The organism is Parabacteroides sp. PF5-9 (assembly GCF_029893105.1).
Classification (GTDB): Bacteria; Bacteroidota; Bacteroidia; order Bacteroidales; family Tannerellaceae; genus JARXWG01.
Genome location: NZ_JARXWG010000001.1, coordinates 98121 through 118166, shown reverse-complemented (window position 1 = coordinate 118166; position 20046 = coordinate 98121). Strand labels below are relative to the sequence as shown.

Sequence of the window (20046 nt, the reverse complement as noted above, 5' to 3'; positions counted from 1 at the left end):
ATGTATATGTATAGGGTAGCCGTTGTATTCATTTGAATACTGTTGAATACCAATGTATACCGTAGTATTATTTATTGCTGTTCCTCCCATCCCAATACTCTTGTATTTTCTTCCTATTGTCCTCTCGTTTCTCTTCATACTTCTTGTTGTCTTCATCGATAAACGCTTGGAGCAAGTGAAAAACCACCGAAAGTTTCTCCGTGAAATCAGAAGGGAGTTCACTGCGCCATTGGTAGGCCATAATAGCCATAAATATCTTGCCACGTTCGGAATCTGTTAGTATGGAGAGAATTGTCTCAAATTGCTCACGAACGAGTAAGGGTGGTTGTTTAGGTTTATTTGCCATCTTATCGTCCTCCTTTAACCTTAAAGTACCACACTTTACTTTCTTTACTTATCGGGCAAATTCCCTGATGCGTCCGTTCGATTAGTCCGTCATCTTCCAACTGCCGAATAAGCCTCGTGCAATTAGGCCGTGTTATGCCTGTCGCCTCTGCTGCGTGGTAAGTTGTGGAATGGTGATCCAGGAAAAAGGCAAATAAGGCTTGCTTTTGCAAGCGGATTCTTTTATCTTTGTGGTGATCTTCTTGCCCTTGCTGCCCGGCGGGGCTTTCTTTTTTTCTGCTCATGCCCTCTTTCCTCCCTCAAGAATACGATTAATATCACTCATGCGATAGCGACGTTTTCCACCGACCTCTACCGGAATTAAATATCCTTTAACCTTCCATCTGTGGAGGGTAGACGGATCGACTTCTAACTTCTCCGCTGTTGCTTTGGGGGATAGGTACGTTTCGGCTTGGCTTTCCTTTATCGTTTGCTCAAGCTCTTCTTTGGTCTGCCTAATAACATCTTTATGCCATGTTTGCAGATCCGTAAGAGATACTGCTAATGTTACTTTGGCACCGCTTTGAATAATTTCGTTTATACTCATTTTATTATCAATTTATATTTGTCTGTCTGCGGAATAGTCGACTTCTCCCGCTCTTTGACAATGCACGAAATTACATGATATTCAAACGATTGCAATCACCCAAAAGAGTGAAAATTTACACTCTAAATGGTGTAAAATGGTGTAAAAGGTGTAAATATATTGCCATAAAAACGCAAATTGCCGAAAGCAGCTAACTTCCGGCAATTTGGTGTGAGGTGTAAAAATAGTTTTGCTTAAATCGTGCTAAATAGTGCATCGTATTCGTTATTGTTGGATATACTAAACGTCCCTTTTGTAAGCCTTTCACCTTTTACGGTAAATAACAACTCCGCTTCTTTTTGTGGAAACTTGCTATTTGGGATGACTTCGGGAATGCCAGTATTACTATATTGAATCTGCTTACAGAAGTAAGATAGGAATATTTTCAGATCCGTTTTCGTTGTTTTCCAGTCGATACATCCTTGTCTGCCTTGCATCACTTTGGCAAAATCATCTTCTTTGTCTATCTTGCCCAATCCTTTTAATTCTTTTGCTATTGTTGCTATTTGCTTCTCGTTCCATTTGTGGTTGAATGGTTGGTTTTGTATTGCTGAAACAGTCGGACGCTCCTCGAAATATGGTTTGATTTCTTTGTTGTAAAGATCTACCACTTTTGCCAGCACGGATAATAAACAATCTGTGCTATAAAGCGTTTCTTTTTCTGCTTTCCCTAACTTAGTGATTTCGTTCTTGATTTCTTCTTCGGCTGCTTTGATTTCACCATACAGTTGGGCTGTAATTATTATGCCTTTTTCCTTGTCGCTTATTCCTTTTGGAGTGGCTTTCTTGTCGCTTGATAATAGTTGAATGGCTGTCTTATGTCTTTTGAGAATATCCTCTTTGTCAAATTTGTAAAGATCATTTAGCTTTGCATCTAAAGAAGAAGGGGTAAGCCGCAAACGCCAAAGGCTTACACCATCGTTGAATAACATACTTTCAAGTTTGGATAGTATTTCTTTAACTGACTGTTTGAGTTTTAAGATCAATCCAACTTCTTTACCTTGGTTAATGATAGCCTCGTCTTCATACTCATTGTAAGCAACATAAAACCAAAGTTCGCTTTCAGCAAAGTTGTTGTGTTGTTGATATTCTGATGTTGCCCCAAATTCGGAATTTATGTAAGCAAGTATTAGTTTGTCATCTGTATACTCGTACATATTGTCTCGTAGTTCATCAATGAATTCTTGATAAACTCGGTCGAAGTCTTCTTGCCTAAATTTACTCCTGACCCATTCAGATGTTTTCGCAAATAAACTATGTGCTTCTGTATATTCTTTATCCCAAGGCAGGTAATCTTCCTCATTATCGATTTGTCGACTATAATCAACAAGATCACGAAACCGCTCTATGGCATTTGTAAGAAACCAACTTAATTCTTTTATTTTTTCGGTATTCATATGTGCTTTATTATTCCAACATTTTAACCAGTTCCGTTTTCATCTCCTCATCTATATCCCGATAGCGAGCAAAAGCCCGGCTTCCTTCCTTATGCCCGGATAAAGAGCCTACAAGGTTCGGGTCTTTTACTTTTTTATACAAGTTCCCGATAAATGATCGGCGTGCTAAATGCGAAGAGGCTATCTCGTTGATAGGTCGCTTTTTCTCTTTGCCGGTCACGGGATTTATCACAGTCACCAATCTTGTAATGCCTGCCAACTTGAATACCTCCTTTATCGCTTCGTTGTATTTCTGATCGCTTATGAATGGCAATAGTTTTATAGGTGTATCCTCATATCGTGCTATGATCTCTTTGGCTATGTCATTCAGCGGAACTCTTACCGTTATAGGTCTTCCGTCTTTTGTCTTGCGGGGAATGTATTCAACCGCTCCACCTATGACACTCTCTTTTGTCATTTTAAGGAGGTCGCCAACTCTGCAACCGATCAGGCATTGGAATACGAAAATATCTCTTTGTATCGCCAGCTGTGGCCGGCCGGACATATCAGTATTGTATATCTGATTGCGTTCCTCTATCGTTATGTAGTAAGGTGTTCCATAAACATCCTGTTTGCCTTCATATCCTTTGAATGGTCTGTTGGTGGTCTTTTCATTATCCAAACACCAGTTAAAGAAAGCACGAAGTTTGTTAAACAAGGCATTGATAGTATTCACACCTCTTGGTTGAGGTTTTTGCGTTTTTCTGTTACTGCCAACGATAGCCGGGAACTTCTTATAGAGTTCTTTATACTCTTCATATAAGGAATGCTCATTGCGCAGAAAACTTTCAAAGCTCTCTATTGTGTCACTTGTTATCGTCTCAATATCCAGTTTGAAATCTTTCTTTTCCTCGATAGAGATAAACAACTCATATCTTTGTAGTGCCCTTCTCAATACCATAAAATTCTTTTCCCGGACATCGGACAGCTTTCTTTTTAGCAGGAACTCATCAAACAGAATAAAGAATACACTTTCTTTTGATTGGTACTTTTCCGGGTGTAAATGTTTATCTATTTCGTTATCCAACCATTCAGATGTAGTAATTTCTTTGTTTGGCGTTCCGGTGTATAGTTCAAGTATCAAATTTTTCCGATCCGAAATTTCCTTATTTATCCTTAACCTTTCTTTTTCGTCAAATACAACTTTAGCTTTGATCTGTTGTTTTGTATTATCCCATACAGAGGGGAGAAGTTCTATGTCGCTTGTATGAAACAACTGTCTCTCTCGCCCATCCCGAAGCCGGAAGCGAACGTTTACATTTTTGTCTTTTTTACTTGTTCGTATAAATGCCGTAACAGTTGCCATATTATCCACTTTTAGATGTCGGTGGTGCAAATATAATAATCTTGCACCACACTTGCACCACAAAACGCAATTATCTGCAATTTAACGCAATCTTTTTGCTGTTTTGTAAGTGGCTGATAAAATTGCATTTATCCGTGAATACATCTATGTTTCAGGCGTTTTAAGGTATCGAAATATTGCATTTATCTTACTCCCCCTTCGAGTACCACCTGAAAAGGCCTCTGATACGTTTATGTATCAGAGGCCTTTTTTATTTATTCCCCCCCTTTGATCTACCCGAATCGCCGATGGCGTAGAGAAGGCAATTATGCCGATGCCGACAATAATACTTCCGCACACCAGAAAAGAGGTGGTCAGTCCGAGATGATCTGCAAAAAAACCGATACCGATCAAGCCAATCATCGAAGGAATCAGACTTACTGTATAAAACATAGAGAATACCCGCCCTAAAGCTTCCGGAGAAATATTCGTCTGTACAATGGCTGTAAACGAAGAGTTATAAACCGCACCGGAGATCCCTCCGACAGCCGTTAATAGCACAAACAGTACGAAACCACCGGAAGGAAGAAGCCCCGAAAACAAGAAAGACAAGCCTAAAACGATATACATGGAATTAACCAACACCACTTTATTTACCCGATAGACCTTCAGACCCATAATCGCTCCGCCCAACAGTGCTCCGACACTCCAAATCACTTCAACCAAACTCACCTGGAAAGTATTCCCTTCAAAATGGTTTAAAGTCATCAACGGAAACATGACACTGACCGGCATAAGAAAGAAAGTGGTAAGAATCGAGAACAGAAAGATCCAGCTTAATCCCCGGTTTTTCCATACAACACCAACACCCTCTTTCATCTCACGAAATACATTCCTGATCTGCTCCTCCTTCTTCGCGGGATTAGGAATATGAATACACAACAATGAAAGGCATGCCACAATAGCCCCCGCAATATCCAACAGCAATACATATTCCATCTCCCAGATCGAGATAAACAAGGCTCCCAGAGCCGGACCGGCAATATTCCCTGCCGAGAAAATAATCTGTTCGATCCCTGCCACCCGTGCCAACTGCTCTTGGGGAGCCAGAAGCGGAACGGAGGCCTGCATAGCCGGCATATGAAAAGCAGAGCCGACCGAGCGCAGTCCAAGCAGTACGAAAATATGCCACATCTCAGCCACCTCAACATAAAAGAGCAAAGCCATCAAGAACGTACATAACGCAATAAAACCATCCGCCAGAATCATCACTAATTTACGATTCCAACGGTCAATAAATACCCCAGCGAGGGGTCCCAGTATCGCTTGAGGCAATAAGGCCGCAATGGCTGCCCAAGCCAACATTTCAGCAGAGCCTGTCTCCAGACTGATCCACAGAATAACTGCAAAGTTGACAATTGTACTGGTTAATATAGACAGGAACTGCCCTGTCCAAATTATAGCAAAGACTTTTTTCCAATTTTCCATAATGATAAATAGTACGCCGTTATACGCACCTGAATAAAATGAGTAATGAATATAAAAATAGAGGTGGATGTAGAGAGGAAGACACATCCAAACGAATAAAGCAGAAATTGTTACAGGTTTAGAGTACCTGTCTGATTACCATTTTTTGATAGACCACATACAAAGAGTCATTTAATATAAAAGTAATGAAATTTGAGCAGAATCAAGCCTACTTGAAAATACTAACGGCGAACTACTCTATGCTGCAAATATATAACATTTCGGAAGAATAACTAATTTCTCAACTATAATCGACAAAAAAAGGATTCATCGAATCCCTCTTCTTTTGCTCTTCCTCTTGGACTTGAACCAAGGACCCTCTGATTAACAGTCAGATGCTCTAACCAACTGAGCTAAGGAAGAATTTGTTTCAAAAGCACTTTTCTCAAAAAGCAGTGCAAAGTTAAGACTTATTTCCCAATTTGCAAATGATCGGTTCTTTTTCTTTGTTCCCCTGCTCCATTTTTGAGAAGCAACAGGTACTGTTTTCTGTTACATCTGAAAGATAAATTTATCAGACGTAGCTCTGTTTTCTGTTAGAGGTACGTCTAAATTCATTTAGAGGTAGGTGTAAATCCGTTTAGAGGTACCTCTAAATTGTTTTAGACGTACCTCTAACAGAAAAAGGGTTTTGATGGTGCAATTTTACCTACAGGCAGATGTAGAAAAAGACTTTAGATCAGAATCTATTCCTCACACTTTAATTGAAACAAACAATTTCTTCGTTAAAATATGTTTAAGCGCACCCCGTTCTGTTTTCTACTTACCGGTAACCGCTCCATTGTGTTTTTCTGAAATGATGCGGAGTTACACTTACTGTATGTCAGGAAATAAACCGTTTTTGTCGATTAAAACTATTTTTACGTCGATTCTATTTTTATGTTTTATTTATTATAAATAATTTTATATTTGTTACGATAAAATCACATTACAAACAGTTTAACTATCTCGAGTATGAAAACAGTGTTTTTAAAATTTTCTTTGGCTGTGATAATGGCGCTGATCAGTTTATCAGTTTATGCACAAGGCGAGAGGCCACAACGGGTGACTCCAAAAGAGTTTGCAGAGCAAAAAGCAGAACAACTCGAAAAAGAACTCGCTTTAGACGAGAAGCAACGCAAGGAGGTGTACAAAATTTATTTGACACAGGCCAACAAACTTTTCCCCACTCAGTCGGGCGGTGGTGAAGGCGGAGGCCGTGGAGGCCGCGGAGGCGGTGGAGCACCCGGCGGAGGAATGGGCGGTGAAATGGGCGGAGGCGGAGGTGCCGGTGCGGCATCCGTAAACTTTGGCCCGTCACAAAGAAAAGTGACTCCAGGCGAAACCGATAAAGATATTGCCAACAGGGAGAAAAAAATGAAAAAACTCCTGACCGAAGAGCAGTATGCGAAATGGGCACCCATTGAAAGTGAATTGAATCAACAAAACAAAGAGAGACTTTCCCGTCAGCCACAAGGCGGTGGAGCTCCAGGAGGAGGTCGCCCACAACGGAATTAAATCGCTTTCTTTCTAAAAAGGAAAAACAGGAGGGTCTGAAAAACGCTGAAAAGACGTTTTCAGACCCTCTCTTTATTTTCAGAGTGTTAGCCGGATTATCACAAATTAATCCCGCTAATTCCCATATCTCTAACCATGATCCTGTTTTTTTATATTATACGCTCAAAATGACGAATTTTAATCAAAATACAAACAACTCAGTCATATTTTGTCTGGATCAACCATAATCAGCACAAAAATATCTGATTTCTTCCTCGTCAATCATAACATGTCTTTGTGGCCGAATACAAATTTTCCACTTTTGTAGCTGAAACAAAAAAGAAATGCATGCCTTGAAAATACGCATTTCATAAAAACTAAATGTCGATCACAACAAACAAACAATTAAAAACAGCTTGTTTAGTAGTTGAAAATCAGCCTATAAATATGAAAATTAACATTGTCGTCTCATTCTTTTTATTATCTTTACAACGAGTTCTACGACCAATGCCAATTCTGTATTAACTATGAAAAAGACAAACATAATAGAACGATTTGTAGAGTTACTTCTTCAGAAAATTCCGAAAAGGAGTTTATTGGTTACAGAAATAGCCGATATCTTAAAAATAGAACGGGAGTCTGCATCCAGAAGACTCAGCGGCAGAGTGTTGTTTACTGTTGAAGAAGTGTATAAATTAGCTGCTGTTTATGGGATCTCATTGGATGGACTATTAAAAGAAGAAGAGAATCTCTCTTCTTTTTCTTTGATGCCCCCTACCGTTGTAAAATCTTTTGATACGCTTATCAATCAGACTACTGATTTTATGCAATACAATTGGAAATTGTATGAAACAGAGGTTGAAATGGGCACAGTTTTTGACTCCTTACCGCTTGAATTCTGTATTGGTTTTCCGGAGTTATGCAAATTCTTATATTTTAAATGGGGTCATTTTTTCATCGGATCGGAAGAGTTCTACCATTATTCATCCTGGCACCTCCCCCCGGCTATCCTGAATTATCACAGAAAATTAAAAGAGGTATACCACAGGTATGAATCCATACTCTATATCTGGGATACATCGGTGATCAGGAATCTGATGAGCGACATTCTCTATTTCCAAAAACTCTATTTATTGACAGCAGAAGAGATAAAACAGATCAAACAAGATATTCACAATGTATTAAACAATCTGGAAGCGTTGAGCAGAGGATCGTATGATGCGAATATCAGTTTATGCGAAGGGGAGTTTACGCTCTATGTGGCCAGTACAAATATCGGGATGTATTATTCCTACCATTTTTCAAAAACCGACTGTTTCTGCTTTTTTAAAAGAGATATGCTTCAGGCGCCTTTCAATTACGACCGTACAACATGTGAAAAATTGCGGGAGTGGGTGCATGCGATGACAAAAGTCTCTACATTAATCTCCGGAAGTGGAGGAAAAGAGCGGCGACTTTTCTTTGAAGAGCAGCACCGGATTGTTGATGAAATAGCGAATTAATCGCAAAACCGATTCTATGCCATACCTAAGGATTTGCTCTCTCCCAAGCCAAACAGGGCAAAATCATACAGGATCGGATCGGTGGCGTTAAACCGACGCAGCTGGGTGGTCAGTTCCTCCACAGCCTTACGGTCATTTTGTGTCCGTAATAACAATCCAAGCGACCGTGCAGTTGATATCACATGTGTATCCAGGGGGATAAACAGTTCGGCCGGTGACAACGCTTTCCATAATCCGAGATCCACAATTCCATCATTCCGTACCAGCCATCGCAAAGCAAGATGCATGCGTTTACAGGCCGATTTTGCGGGGTTGGAGATATGTTTCAGGCTTTTGTGGTTCTCCGCTTCATTGGCCTTGTAAATGGATGTACGAAAAAGAGAGATTCCTTTCCAGATCCGGTCCTCATCACCAGGCAATGATGAGAACAACGACTCGCAACTATCGTATTGTTGATAAATGGCATGTAGTCCACGACACAAATAAGCCATATCATCACTGAAAAAAGTACGATGGATATTTTGTTGTTCCAGCCGTTCATACCCCTTCCCCATAATATAATCATACGGAGAATTGCCCATTAAATCGTGCATTTTAGCAGCCGACTTTAGGATTATACTTCGCTTTCCCCATGCGATGGTAGCCGTTAAGAAAGCAGAAATCTCTATATCCTGTTTGCGTTTATATCTGTGTGGAAACAAGATCGGATCCTTTTCGATAAACGCCACCGCATTGTAACGCATAGCCGTCAGATCGAGTAACTCTTTTAATGCTTCTGTTGAATAATTAACTGGCATAAAACACGGCTTCAATAACGCTGTAAACTTCTCCCCTTTTTCATGGCTTTAAGTACGTTTCTGTGTACGGCACGTAAAGATGGAGGTAACAAATTCGGCTCCATGATGTCCAATATCGAACGAAACTCCTGGAGTAATTCAGGGATTGGACGACATAGCTCATAGGCTAGCTTGATACAAAGAGATTGTACCCCGGAAAGTTCTTCTTTGGAAATCATCCGCTCCAGGCAAAAATCCAGAAAATCGGTTCGGGGAGGCTGTATGAGAGGTTGACGATAAAGTAGGTTTAAAAGAAGACGGCGCTTCCCCGGATGAGTACATTGAAGCACCTCATCAATCAATTCGTTCTGCTTCTCATACAACCATCTGTTCTCGGAAGAATTAAAATGGCAGCAGACCCATAACGTCTGATAACCGATCATCTCGTCTGTATGGAATATCAACTCATACAACGTCTGTTTTCGGTCGTTATCACCCTCAACAAATAAAAGAATCTCTTGGATATCTTGCATATGTATACGTTCGGAAAGTCTATTTTCAAGGTTCATCATTCGTGCTGTCAATAAGCTGCAAAGATAGAGTAAAAACGATAAGTTATCTGCCTATAAAGTATTAGGTCAACTCATTGAAATGATTATCTTTGCCTTGATTTCATTTCTCGAACTGATGAAAAACAATGTTAATCCATACATCTAATTGAAAACTATTATTCCATGAAAAAGACAATTTTATCCTTAATGGGTCTATTTCTACTATTAATGACCCAATCGTGCAGTGAGAAAAACAACAACCCTGCTTTTAATCCCGAAGTCATAAAAACAACCATGAATAAGGTGGCCGAATGGCAGATCAGACACCCCAAACATAAACAAAACGACTGGACCAACGGAGCATTCTATGCCGGTATGTTCGCCGCTTGGCAAACGACCCAGTCGCAGACCATTTACGATGCGATGATGGCTATGGGTAATGATTCGACACAATGGCAACCCAAAGAGCGTTGGTATCACGCCGACGACATTGTCATATGCCAGACATACCTCGATTTATACCGGATCGAAAAACAACAGAAAATGATTCAACCAACTATCGATACATTGGACATTTTCTTGAGCAAACCTTATCCATTCAGAGGGATTGAGGTGATTAAATGGTGGTGGTGTGATGCACTGTTTATGGGACCTCCGGTCTTTGCCAAAATGAGCCGTATCACCGGAGACCAAAAATATGCCGAAGCAAGCGACCTTTATTTCAAGGAGAGTTACGATCTGTTATACAATAAAGAAGAAAAACTTTTTGCCCGCGATCTGAATTATGTGATCAAAGGTGACAGCCTTGATCGTTGGGAAGCCAATGGAGAACGTATTTTCTGGTCACGCGGCAACGGTTGGGTGATGGGTGGACTGGCACGTATTTTACAGGAATTACCCGCTGATTATCCCCAACGCCCTTTCTATGAACAACTATTCAAAGAGATGGCCGGCCGTATCATCACCCTCCAACAGGAAGATGGCCTCTGGAGAGCCAGTCTCCTTGATCCGGCATCTTATCCGGGAGGAGAAGTCAGCGGTTCTGGTTTCTTCTGTTACGCTTTTGCCTGGGGCGTAAATAACGGATTATTGGATCGTGCCACCTTCAAACCAGCCATCGAAAAATGTTGGATCGCCTTGAATAATTGCGTCAATGAAGAAGGCCGTATTGGCTGGGTACAACCGATCGGTGCCGATCCGCGCAAAAACTTCAATGAAGATAGCTGGGAAGTCTATGGTACAGGCGCTTTCCTGTTGGCTGGTAGTGAAGTGATTAAATTGAAATAAGAGAGGTCTCTCCCTAACAAAAAGGGAGAGATTTTTTTAGGGTTCAGGTCATAAATTTGAGATTATTTGCCGATACGATACAGGAGAAGTATTCATCTGACTTTTTATAGGCTTCTAAGCTATTCCAAGCAGCTCAATCTCGAATATAAGTGTTGACCCTCCAGGTATACCGGGTTGTGAGAATTTTCCGTATCCCATTTCGGCAGGAAGGTATAACTCCCATTTATCCCCGACACACATTTGTTGCATCGCTATAACCCATCCTTCAATCAGTTCGTTCAATCTGAATGCAATTGGCGTACCTCCACGGCTGCTGTCGAACTTTTTGCCATTGATAGTCCATCCTGTATAGTGGGCGGTAATAATACTTCTCGGAGTCGGATGGTTTCCGTCATTTTTCCCTTCGTTTATCACCTTGTAATATATTCCTTTCGGGAGAGGCTTGACATCCTCTTCCTTTGATTTTATCTCCAGCCAGTCTCTATTGGCTTGTATGTAATCTCGTTTACTCATAATGGTTTGCAATAAATAAATTTAATACGTTAACCCCAATGCCACAATGGAACAACATTCAAATATCCACTCTCAATATCGTATTTTACGATATATCCATTCTCAACCTCCTTAATTTGCTTCTGTCCCTTGTTCTTCCCTCCAACTTCAAAGGCTTTATCATCTATCAAGAAGTCAGCAACAGGCGATGCGAATACGTCATGTTTTACTCGCATTTGATTTAAGAAGAATGTTTCGCGAATATATCTGATATTAGAGATCTCTTCGGCAAGATTGTAAATAAGATTAGTATTGTCCATCAATCCTTACTTCCCGATACATTATGTGAAATATTTGTGATTATCAAGTATTTGCATTTTATTAGGTGTATTATGGGTGTACTATTTGTTTTGTAATCAGAAGAGGAAATACCATTGTTGATACACGTGGTAATTTCGCCTGTTAATTCACCAAAATGATGAAAAGTTATTTTTATATTGCTTAAACTAAATTGGGGTTGATTTATGAAAAAAAGAATCTATAAACTTCCATCCCCCCATTTTGCCCTTAGATCATACTTTTCCTATTCTCATCTTGATAAATCATCCTCATTTTTATCTCAATATCATACTCCTTTTATAGATACTCTATATTGACTTTCAAATGAAACCCTTTGAGTAAGTTGGGATAACGATGATTTACCAACGAGGAAGGTAACGACTTTATAATTGTGTTTATTCCTGTGTTCTACGCTGCACTTCCTTTAAAATACTCAATATGAATTTAGTAAAAAATGAAGTACATTAATTATATCTAAATTAAAGGAAATTACTTCCCATTTGATAATTCACTTAACGCCAGACTTGAATTAGCAAATTGTTGTACCCAAAAAGCATGCTTTTTCCCACTCTTGTAATCGGGGGTTGCATCTCTAATAGTTCTTATTTCATCTTTTGCTGTTTTTAGTATTCCCTCTAATGCTTTTCTTCGTGTTTCTTCTGTTATTGATGCAAGATTATTTTTAGGAACTAGATGCGCCTTTAATCGATCTTTAAATTTAGCTTCATTGCTTGTAAAATACCTCAAATCGGAGCTTCGCAATTGAAATAATTCTTTAATATGCGGCGTATCTAAAACAATAAATCCATTTCTATAAGCTTTTTCCCCAACTGGCAATAGCATATCTTCAACATGCAAAAGAACACCAGAATTATCTTTCAATAAGGGTGTAATATCCCCTTCTGCTTTGAATAATTCAAGCCATTCTTTGGGATCTATTTCATGAAGAACATTACATAAAACTACTATATCGAAAGAACCCTTATCGTGATCTGACAGTAAACTAGTAAAGTCATTATAGTATTTTTTCTCTGAATCCCCATACACTCGTTCTATGTTTTTTAGGCAGTCATCTTTATCATTATTGTATTTATCAAATGCCACATATTCAAATTGAGTTTGTACAATTAGTCTTTCACTTTCATTTAAACGATCAAAAAAATTATTGACAAAACGACCTTTTCCTGCACCATAATCTAACAATTTAACTTTCCCTTTTCTTAATTCTTCCATCAATATAAAGCCGATTTGCTTTGATTGCGGATCATTACCTGTAGTCATTACTGCGTTAGGCGGAGAAAGACATTCATATGCAAAATTGTTGATGGCTGAAACTGCTGATAAATTTATCAGATCATTCAGTTTCTCTATTTCGTCTTCATTTCCTAAGAGGCTCTCTAACACTTTTTCTTGCTCTCTGCCAGCATAACTAACATTGCCATTATCAACATACCAAATATTTCCTGTCCCAAAATGAGAAATCAATGGGATAGAGTGTGTTGCTATCCAAATTTGTCCATTAGGAACTTTTTTTATTAATGCATCAAGAAATTCGATCGTAACAGAGGGATGCATATGATTTTCAGGCTCGTCGAGAAATAGAATCATATTATCTAATGATGCTCCTTGCGCATGTATCGCAACACATAATTGAAGTAGAATTTTTTGTCCATCAGATAATTTTGCAGAACCTATAGGGAAGTTAAAAAGGGTTGTATCTCCATCAATATTTCGATCTAACCTAGTTCCTAGAAATGCATATATTAGATCGTCTAACAGTGTATATTCTTCAATTGCGTTTTGTTTTAGTCCAGCATCCCCCTGATAATTTTGATGAGTTGCATTGAAATGATTATCAACAACTTTTTTTATTTTCGCCAAAGAACAATCAGATAATTTTTCAACACCTATCTCTTTTACATTTTCAGAACTCGTCTTCAGTTGAGTTGGTGTTAAAGCATTGCAATCCTTCAAATCTAATTTTTTAGGAACAAAATATACTATCTTATAAGAATCTTGCAATATATCTGTTTCTATAAAGTTCCAATGTTGTTTTAATTGCCATCTCTTGATTTTGTCTTCTGATTCCTTGATGGATTGTTTAGACTGTTCAATTTGTTGTTTAATCCGTTGTTTATCGGTGGCTTTTGTGGCTTTTTCTAAAGAGGGTTTGAAATTATTGTTTATCGAATTATGATATAAAGAAATATTATTCTTTAGCTGCTCTATATTCAGCTCAGAACTCTCAACCTCTTTTTTTATTGGCTTTTTCTGGATAGTAGATGATATTTTTTTTAAAATTCGAGATTTTCCTGATCCATTTTTCCCTACTAATAATACAATATCGCCTAATTTGTTCATTACTATTGGGGATAGGCCATCATTTGGGATACCATTTTCTAGTGAAACTGTTGGTATATTTACTTTCGTGATCTTCATATTTTTTTTATTTCAACACATTAATACTCACAAGTTTACGATTTAGGTTTTATGCAGCAAAATATGTAACGCTTTTACTTATATTATACAGTTTTTTTAGACTTCAGATCTACCTAAAAAAACTTTCCCATTTTTCTGTTATAACATACTGCTGGTTAGAAGAGTTAGGCTTATCTTTTATCGTGTATTCTAACAACCCTGTTTCTCGAAAAGGATTGACATATATTTATCTTAACTTATTTCTGGAATTGAACTCAATAAATTCTTGTATCCCTTCGATATTTTTTGGAGTTAAACAGAGTAATAGAATCTTAAATAGGGGTATTGTCCTCTTATCAAACAACTCCACTCCTTTTTCACTTAAACTCCCCCCCTCAAAAGAAGGATTGCTTCGCAACAGGCTGTCTATCTCGATTTTAATAATTTTAAACTCCACCTCAAACTATACTTATTATCCTGAAATACAAAAATATTAAATTAATTGGGGATTAAAATGAAACTTATGAAATATCCTCAATAACTCATACCCAATTGCCATAACGGCACAACATTCAAATACCCACTCTCAATATCGTCTTTTACAATATATCCATTTTCAACCTCCTTAATTTGCTTCTGTCCCTTGTTCTTACCTCCAACTTCAAAGGTTTTATCATCTATCAAGAAGTCAGCAACAGGCGATGCGAATACGTCATGTTTTACTCGCATTTGATTGATAAAAAAAGTTTCCCTAATATTTCCGATATTGGATGTATCTTCGGCAAGATTGTAAATAAGATTAGTATTGTCCAAATATATTTTATCGACTTTACCTAAGCCTCGAACACCGCCAGTATTATCTCTTAACTGGGCTATCATGCCCGCTTCTTCAATATATAAGCAATAGTCTGCTATATTGTTCCGACTTGCAGATAACATTTCTGCGATCTTACTCATATTGGGCTTAAATGGTGCGCTCTTAGATATAATGGCAAGTAATTGCTTTAGTTTTCTTCCTGTTGCCACATTCATATCGGCGTACATCGGAATATCATTTTCTAAAGTTTGGTTGATAATTTGCCCTAAACGTAATCCGAAATCTTCTTCTAAAGCAAACGGATAATAGCCTGTTTTTAAATAGTCAGAGAAAAGAGGTAGTGGGTGTTGTACAGGCAATTCAACTTTGTGCTGCAATATTTCCTCTAGCGAGTAGGTTCTTGCTGAAATATCATGAAACAATTGCAAATACTCTCGGAAAGACAACCCTTGCATGTTGTATATAACAGCCCTACGGCTTAAATCCGAAGCTCCTTTTTTTATATCCAGAACCGAAGAACCTGTAAATACCACATTCAAATCTTTGTGATAGTCATAAATCAACTTTAATTCCTTTGCCCAATCTTTATATTTATGGATTTCGTCTATAAACAGATACTTACCGCCATGCTTAACAAAAGTATCAGCCAAATCGACAAATCTGTTATCAACAAAATAAAAATCTTCTGCCGTTACATAAAGCGTTTCGGCAGGATTGAGATTTTGCTTGATATATTGAAGCACTAATGTAGTTTTCCCAACACCTCTCGGACCAATAAGCCCTATCATCCTGTTTTTCCAATTTATTTCATCGTACATATATCGAAAAAACTTGGTGTCAGTTTCTTTTATTAGCCTATTGGAATATTCAAATAACTTATCCATATTTCTTCCTTTTTTGCAAAGATAATCATTTTCGCACTTCAATAGTGCATTTTATTTTATTTTTCGCACTTTCAAGGGGCATTTATCAGTCCAAGTCTAAAATTATTCGTATATTTGTCTTCAGAAAATATGCGGGTTATTCCGCAAAGACATATTAACTTGCGTTCACAACGCATCTTGTAACAGAAAACTGCCAATTTTCAATGACAAACAAGATGAGATGTGCAATGCTCGTATCGCTTTGGTACGGGCTTGCTTATTTCGTTTGTCGGGTATGGCAGTACCTCTGTTACGTTATAGGTGGGTTCCGTACCATTCTTTTTGTTGGTACTTTGTGGATGTACAACAAACCAACAGAAAGATGAAATTTGACAACCCTTCCTATCAAGAAACATTCGATTTCGTTCAGCAAAACCCAAATGCTGTATTAGAATCGATCCCCAATCATTTATTGGATCTCTGGACTGTAAAAGATGACAAAGCTACAGATCATCCTTATCAGCTATTTATGATTATGCATTTAGCCCGAAAGGAAAAGTCGAATCTGGCTTTAGAAATTGGAGTAAAGCAATTAAATGAACAATTCTATAACTTTCAAATCTTTATGCAATTAGAATCTCTCATCAGAGAATATGCGATTGATGTGCAAAAGGAAGAAATTAAGATATTCGATTTTGCAAATTACGATAAAAAGAAAATCGCATTGGCAAAAGAAATCATACAGCTATCAAGTCAATTACAAACAATTTAAATAAAATCACAAATGAAAAGAATCTCATTTTATCTATTCGCCATTTTGGCATTTACTGCTTCTGGATGTAGTTCTCAAAACTCAAACTATCAAAAAGTGATAATTGACTATCTGGAGACGAACGATCAGACAGGAATTCGAACAGATCTTCAAATCAAATTTATTGAAATAGACGTTTCTGACATTCTGGTTTCTGACAGCATTGCCATTCTTGAAAAACAGTACCAGACGGAATACGAGAAAAAACTGGAATCTGCACAAAAGAGCATTGATCATTGGCAACAATCTGTTGATAAACACGAAGAGAAGAAAAGTGATCTTGTTCACAAAATGCTTCTGGCTGAATCTACAGAAAAGCTTGATAACGCCAAATCAACTTTGGAGGAAATCAAATCATGGCGACCTGACTACTTAGATCGTTATACGGATAAAGATAAAAATGAAGTTCTAGCCAAAAGCGTAAAATGCAAATTGTCTTTTCAGAATCCCAAGCTAACAACCCGACAAGAGTTGGATGCTACTTTTATCTTTTCGCCTGATGGACAAAGTATTCATGAATTCATAAGGGGAAAATAACCCAAATTCTCATCGCTCGGGGATCGCCAAACGGCAAGGGCGGGAGCACCCGCCCCGACGAGCAAATAATATTACAACCTATAATCTGCCATTAAACTAATCAATCTTCCCAATACTCTTTTGATTTTATCCCTTTTATTCATATATTTTTCGATCATATCAATATAATCACAAATAACTTGATCTGAAATCCTTTCCGAATTTTGATTCAGGTGTTTAGCTACTTGGTTAATGTTATTCTCAACCCGCTTATCGTTAGACACCAATTTATAGATGATATCAATTAACTCCTTATGTTGGTATATCGCTTTTTCAATCCCCAAAAGATCAAGAAAGAAATTTGTCATGCTCATGTTTGCATCATCAGATTTTTTTCTGACAATTTCAAATTGTTGTTCTGTAAGTCGTATATACAATCGTCTTGTTTTGTTATTTTTCATCATGATATTGTTTGTAATCATAAAAGTGAGTTCCGAACTTTTTCAAGCTCATTTTCGGCTGAAAATGCAAGAGGTTTTTGTGCGTACAAAGACACATCTTGCCCTACAAAAAAAACAAGGGTTTTTTATTGTCTTTTTCATCGCAAATAGCCCAGTTTTTCTTCATTGTTTTTCCAACATAAAAATTCATTCAAATCTTTGAAATTTGAATATTCCTTCCGACAATCCACAAAAGAATCTGGACAATGAGTTTGAATAAAAAGAGAACATTCACTCCCCGCCTGGTCGTTATCCAAGTATGAATGAATTTCATCGTATTTACATAAAAGATCTAATACTCTTTTTGTATTTGCAGTACTGTTCAGAATGATGGCATCACTAGAAAGATGGCGATCTTCTTGCATTGATAGAAACGAGAGATAGTCCATGAATCCTTCAAACAAAACGGTTCTTTTTGTCCCATTGTTTATGTAAGTAAAATCCTTTTTGCCAATGCAAGATTTGAAATATTTATTTCGTAGTTCATAACTATTTGGAGAATTGTTCGCGAATCCTATTGCAAAATATCGATTGTTGTTGATAGAGTAATAAACTTCACAACAATGTTTTTCTGCAGTATCTATATCTACACAACGTTCATTCAGGTAGTCAATCAATGCAAAATTTCCAAGTTTTTTCACCTTCAAAATTGAGAATAATTGTTCGGGACGTTCTTGCTTTCCATTATAAATGACTGCTTCCCGATGAAAAGAAAAAGAATCGGATTCTAGTTTCTTTATTGCATCTGAAATACTACAATTTTCCATTTCTGACACAAGATCTATTATACTTCCACCTTTCCCTATGCCATGATCATACCATAAATTCTTCTGGAAATCTACGCTAAAACTAGCATTATTGTCTTTGCGTATTGGAGAAATATAAATGCCTCGTACTTCATTTCTTCTTTGTGGATGGAATTCTTTTTTTGCCAAATACTCATGTATACTTATTGTCTTTATTTTATCTAAATTCATTGCTTTTTTTTCTTTTAATTGGAGTGTCTTCGCTGGAGGTAGCAAAAACACTGTTGATACTGTTGATTTGTTGACAGACTCTATCAGTCAGATAGTTACCGTCAACAGCAGTGTCAACAGTTGGAGAAATTCAACAGTGGTTTTTTTTCTGGCTGTTGAACTGTTGACTAGTGTTGACACTACTGTTGACTTGTAATTTATTGAATGTCATATAAATATATAGTAAAGTCAACAAATCAACAGTAAATTTCATCAAACCGTTTTTTCGTCAGCTCATAATACCGCCCTTTGTGTTGATTTTTAGAGATTGTTCCATCTGCAAAAATGATGTATCGTACGTAGGAAGAGTTGGTGGCAGAAAGTCCCCATGAAGAGACTAAAATATCCCGAATTTTGTGCAATGAATATGCTTTTCTATTCAGATTACTCAATGAGCATATAACATCATTTATTTGGAAACAGAGTTGTTCCAGATCTTGATCTTCAAAAATAGTCTGCAAAATATCCAACATTTCTTTTTCGAGCGTAGATTTATAATTCCTCTTTAACTTAATAAGTGCTTCCGTTTCAATCTGTTTAGGGGTAAACCACATTCTTGAGTCATTTTTTGTATGAAAGGATCTGTTAAGCAAAAAATAAAGAAATGCAGGTACTTCCAATCTGAGCCTTTCGAAAAATTGTTCCGAAGAGCAATTTAGAGTATTGGAAAAAGGGAATACCTTAATGACCCAATATCGAATTTCCTCCTTGTCTATATGAATGAAACTTGTTTCGTTATTAGAGCAAAGTATAAATTTACCAAAGAACTCTATCTCTTGTCGATCTTTGCCCTTAGCTTCGGATTTAAAAAGTCGTGCTGTTGAGAGATTTTTAATTCTTTCGGAATCCTCTCGTTTATCCAGTAATACTTCATCTACTGCAATAATAATTTTGTTAGACCAGTCGGAATTAAACTGTGATCGGAAATCATCATTCGTATTCAGAGTCATATTTTTGTCAAAAATCAATTTTAAAAGATTCAGAAAGGTTGTTTTTCCAGTACCTCTTTCGGTGCTGACTAAGCAGAGGATCGGGAGGATCTGTAGTGGCTTTTCGTATAAGATTTTAATGTAATCCAATCCTAACTCATATTGTTCTCGGAATATATGTTGCAGAAAATATAAAATAGTACTGCAATCTCCTTGTTTTGGATGATGTTCCAATTCATGATATTGGTTGTAAAACGTCCCGACCTTCAATTGATACTCCAAGTGAGATGGAATACAGCAAAAACCATCATATTGCGGAATCTGAGCCAAGTAATCTTTTCCATGATCAGCTATTATTGTCTCTTTGTTCCAAGGCACAAGAATTATTGTTGAATCGCCAGAGGTGAGAGGTCGTTTAACTATTTTGTAATAGGATACGGCAACCCTTATATATGGGATCTCTTCTTTCATATATCAAACAGTTTGCGTATATTTGCTATGAAATATACAGATTGTACATTTTAGTGAATAATGG

General features: G+C 37.5%; 19 protein-coding genes, 1 tRNA gene and 1 pseudogene. 5 read left to right on the top strand and 16 right to left on the bottom strand.

The genetic code is table 11. From position 1 onward, the window contains the following. Positions 1–67: 67 nt before the first annotated feature. From M2135_RS00510 to M2135_RS00480, 7 genes are all read right to left on the bottom strand, one after another. The gene (locus tag M2135_RS00510) at positions 68–346 is read right to left on the bottom strand and encodes a DUF6291 domain-containing protein (protein WP_280746604.1); all 279 of its coding nucleotides are present in this window, start codon (positions 344–346) and stop codon (positions 68–70) included. A 1-nt stretch (position 347) separates the two neighbouring features. After that, positions 348–557 carry a helix-turn-helix domain-containing protein gene (locus M2135_RS00505; protein WP_280746603.1) on the bottom strand — a complete coding sequence of 70 codons (210 nt, stop codon included), beginning with the start codon at positions 555–557 and terminating at the stop codon, positions 348–350. Positions 558–625: 68 nt separating this feature from the next. Further along, a complete protein-coding gene (locus tag M2135_RS00500) occupies positions 626–931 on the bottom strand; it encodes a helix-turn-helix domain-containing protein (protein WP_280746602.1) in 306 nt (101 codons plus the stop codon). Between the two features lie 233 nt (positions 932–1164). Then, positions 1165–2367 (bottom strand): hypothetical protein, encoded by a 1203-nt coding sequence (locus M2135_RS00495; RefSeq protein WP_280746601.1) that lies wholly within the window; start codon positions 2365–2367, stop codon positions 1165–1167. A 10-nt stretch (positions 2368–2377) separates the two neighbouring features. Then, entirely contained in the window at positions 2378–3712 is a 1335-nt protein-coding gene (locus M2135_RS00490) for a site-specific integrase (protein WP_280746600.1), read from the bottom strand. Between the two features lie 237 nt (positions 3713–3949). After that, on the bottom strand, positions 3950–5179 hold the full coding sequence (locus tag M2135_RS00485) for an MFS transporter (RefSeq protein WP_280746599.1): 1230 nt from the start codon (positions 5177–5179) through the stop codon (positions 3950–3952). 328 nt (positions 5180–5507) lie between these two features. Continuing rightward, positions 5508–5581, bottom strand: a tRNA-Asn gene (locus tag M2135_RS00480). Between the two features lie 591 nt (positions 5582–6172). Here M2135_RS00480 and M2135_RS00475 point away from each other — a divergent pair. After that, positions 6173–6715 (top strand): hypothetical protein, encoded by a 543-nt coding sequence (locus tag M2135_RS00475; RefSeq protein ID WP_280746598.1) that lies wholly within the window; start codon positions 6173–6175, stop codon positions 6713–6715. A 506-nt stretch (positions 6716–7221) separates the two neighbouring features. Continuing rightward, entirely contained in the window at positions 7222–8196 is a 975-nt protein-coding gene (locus M2135_RS00470) for a helix-turn-helix domain-containing protein (protein WP_280746597.1), read from the top strand. Positions 8197–8210: 14 nt separating this feature from the next. Here M2135_RS00470 and M2135_RS00465 read toward each other — a convergent pair whose 3' ends face one another. Both M2135_RS00465 and M2135_RS00460 read right to left on the bottom strand, forming a co-directional pair. Further along, the gene (locus M2135_RS00465) at positions 8211–8993 is read right to left on the bottom strand and encodes a TIGR02757 family protein (RefSeq protein WP_280746596.1); all 783 of its coding nucleotides are present in this window, start codon (positions 8991–8993) and stop codon (positions 8211–8213) included. Positions 8994–9004: 11 nt separating this feature from the next. Then, positions 9005–9541 (bottom strand): hypothetical protein, encoded by a 537-nt coding sequence (locus M2135_RS00460; RefSeq protein ID WP_280746773.1) that lies wholly within the window; start codon positions 9539–9541, stop codon positions 9005–9007. Positions 9542–9706: 165 nt separating this feature from the next. Between M2135_RS00460 and M2135_RS00455 the strand changes: the two genes are divergently transcribed. After that, positions 9707–10810, top strand: a complete 1104-nt coding sequence (locus M2135_RS00455; RefSeq protein WP_280746595.1) for a glycoside hydrolase family 88 protein — start codon at positions 9707–9709, stop codon at positions 10808–10810. Between the two features lie 114 nt (positions 10811–10924). Here the strand turns inward: M2135_RS00455 and M2135_RS00450 are convergent, their stop codons facing one another. The 4 genes and pseudogenes from M2135_RS00450 to M2135_RS00435 all read right to left on the bottom strand — a co-directional run bounded on the left by M2135_RS00450 (position 10925) and on the right by M2135_RS00435 (position 15760). Continuing rightward, positions 10925–11323: an FKBP-type peptidyl-prolyl cis-trans isomerase gene (locus tag M2135_RS00450; RefSeq protein WP_280746594.1), complete on the bottom strand. Its 399-nt coding sequence runs from the start codon at positions 11321–11323 to the stop codon at positions 10925–10927. 29 nt (positions 11324–11352) lie between these two features. Then, positions 11353–11622 (bottom strand): annotated as a pseudogene (locus M2135_RS00445) (ATP-binding protein); the annotation flags it as partial. A 508-nt stretch (positions 11623–12130) separates the two neighbouring features. After that, positions 12131–14080 carry an AAA family ATPase gene (locus M2135_RS00440; protein WP_280746593.1) on the bottom strand — a complete coding sequence of 650 codons (1950 nt, stop codon included), beginning with the start codon at positions 14078–14080 and terminating at the stop codon, positions 12131–12133. 513 nt (positions 14081–14593) lie between these two features. Further along, positions 14594–15760 (bottom strand): AAA family ATPase, encoded by a 1167-nt coding sequence (locus M2135_RS00435; protein ID WP_280746592.1) that lies wholly within the window; start codon positions 15758–15760, stop codon positions 14594–14596. A 361-nt stretch (positions 15761–16121) separates the two neighbouring features. On the opposite strand from M2135_RS00435, the gene M2135_RS00430 reads away from it, so the two are divergent. Next, a complete protein-coding gene (locus M2135_RS00430; protein ID WP_280746591.1) occupies positions 16122–16511 on the top strand; it encodes a hypothetical protein in 390 nt (129 codons plus the stop codon). Positions 16512–16523: 12 nt separating this feature from the next. Continuing rightward, on the top strand, positions 16524–17087 hold the full coding sequence (locus M2135_RS00425; protein ID WP_280746590.1) for a hypothetical protein: 564 nt from the start codon (positions 16524–16526) through the stop codon (positions 17085–17087). Between the two features lie 71 nt (positions 17088–17158). Here M2135_RS00425 and M2135_RS00420 read toward each other — a convergent pair whose 3' ends face one another. The 3 genes from M2135_RS00420 to M2135_RS00410 form a co-directional block, all read right to left on the bottom strand. Further along, the gene (locus M2135_RS00420; RefSeq protein WP_280746589.1) at positions 17159–17527 is read right to left on the bottom strand and encodes a hypothetical protein; all 369 of its coding nucleotides are present in this window, start codon (positions 17525–17527) and stop codon (positions 17159–17161) included. A 137-nt stretch (positions 17528–17664) separates the two neighbouring features. After that, positions 17665–18543: a toprim domain-containing protein gene (locus M2135_RS00415; protein ID WP_280746588.1), complete on the bottom strand. Its 879-nt coding sequence runs from the start codon at positions 18541–18543 to the stop codon at positions 17665–17667. 236 nt (positions 18544–18779) lie between these two features. Continuing rightward, positions 18780–19982: a primase-helicase family protein gene (locus M2135_RS00410; RefSeq protein WP_280746587.1), complete on the bottom strand. Its 1203-nt coding sequence runs from the start codon at positions 19980–19982 to the stop codon at positions 18780–18782. Positions 19983–20046: the final 64 nt, after the last annotated feature.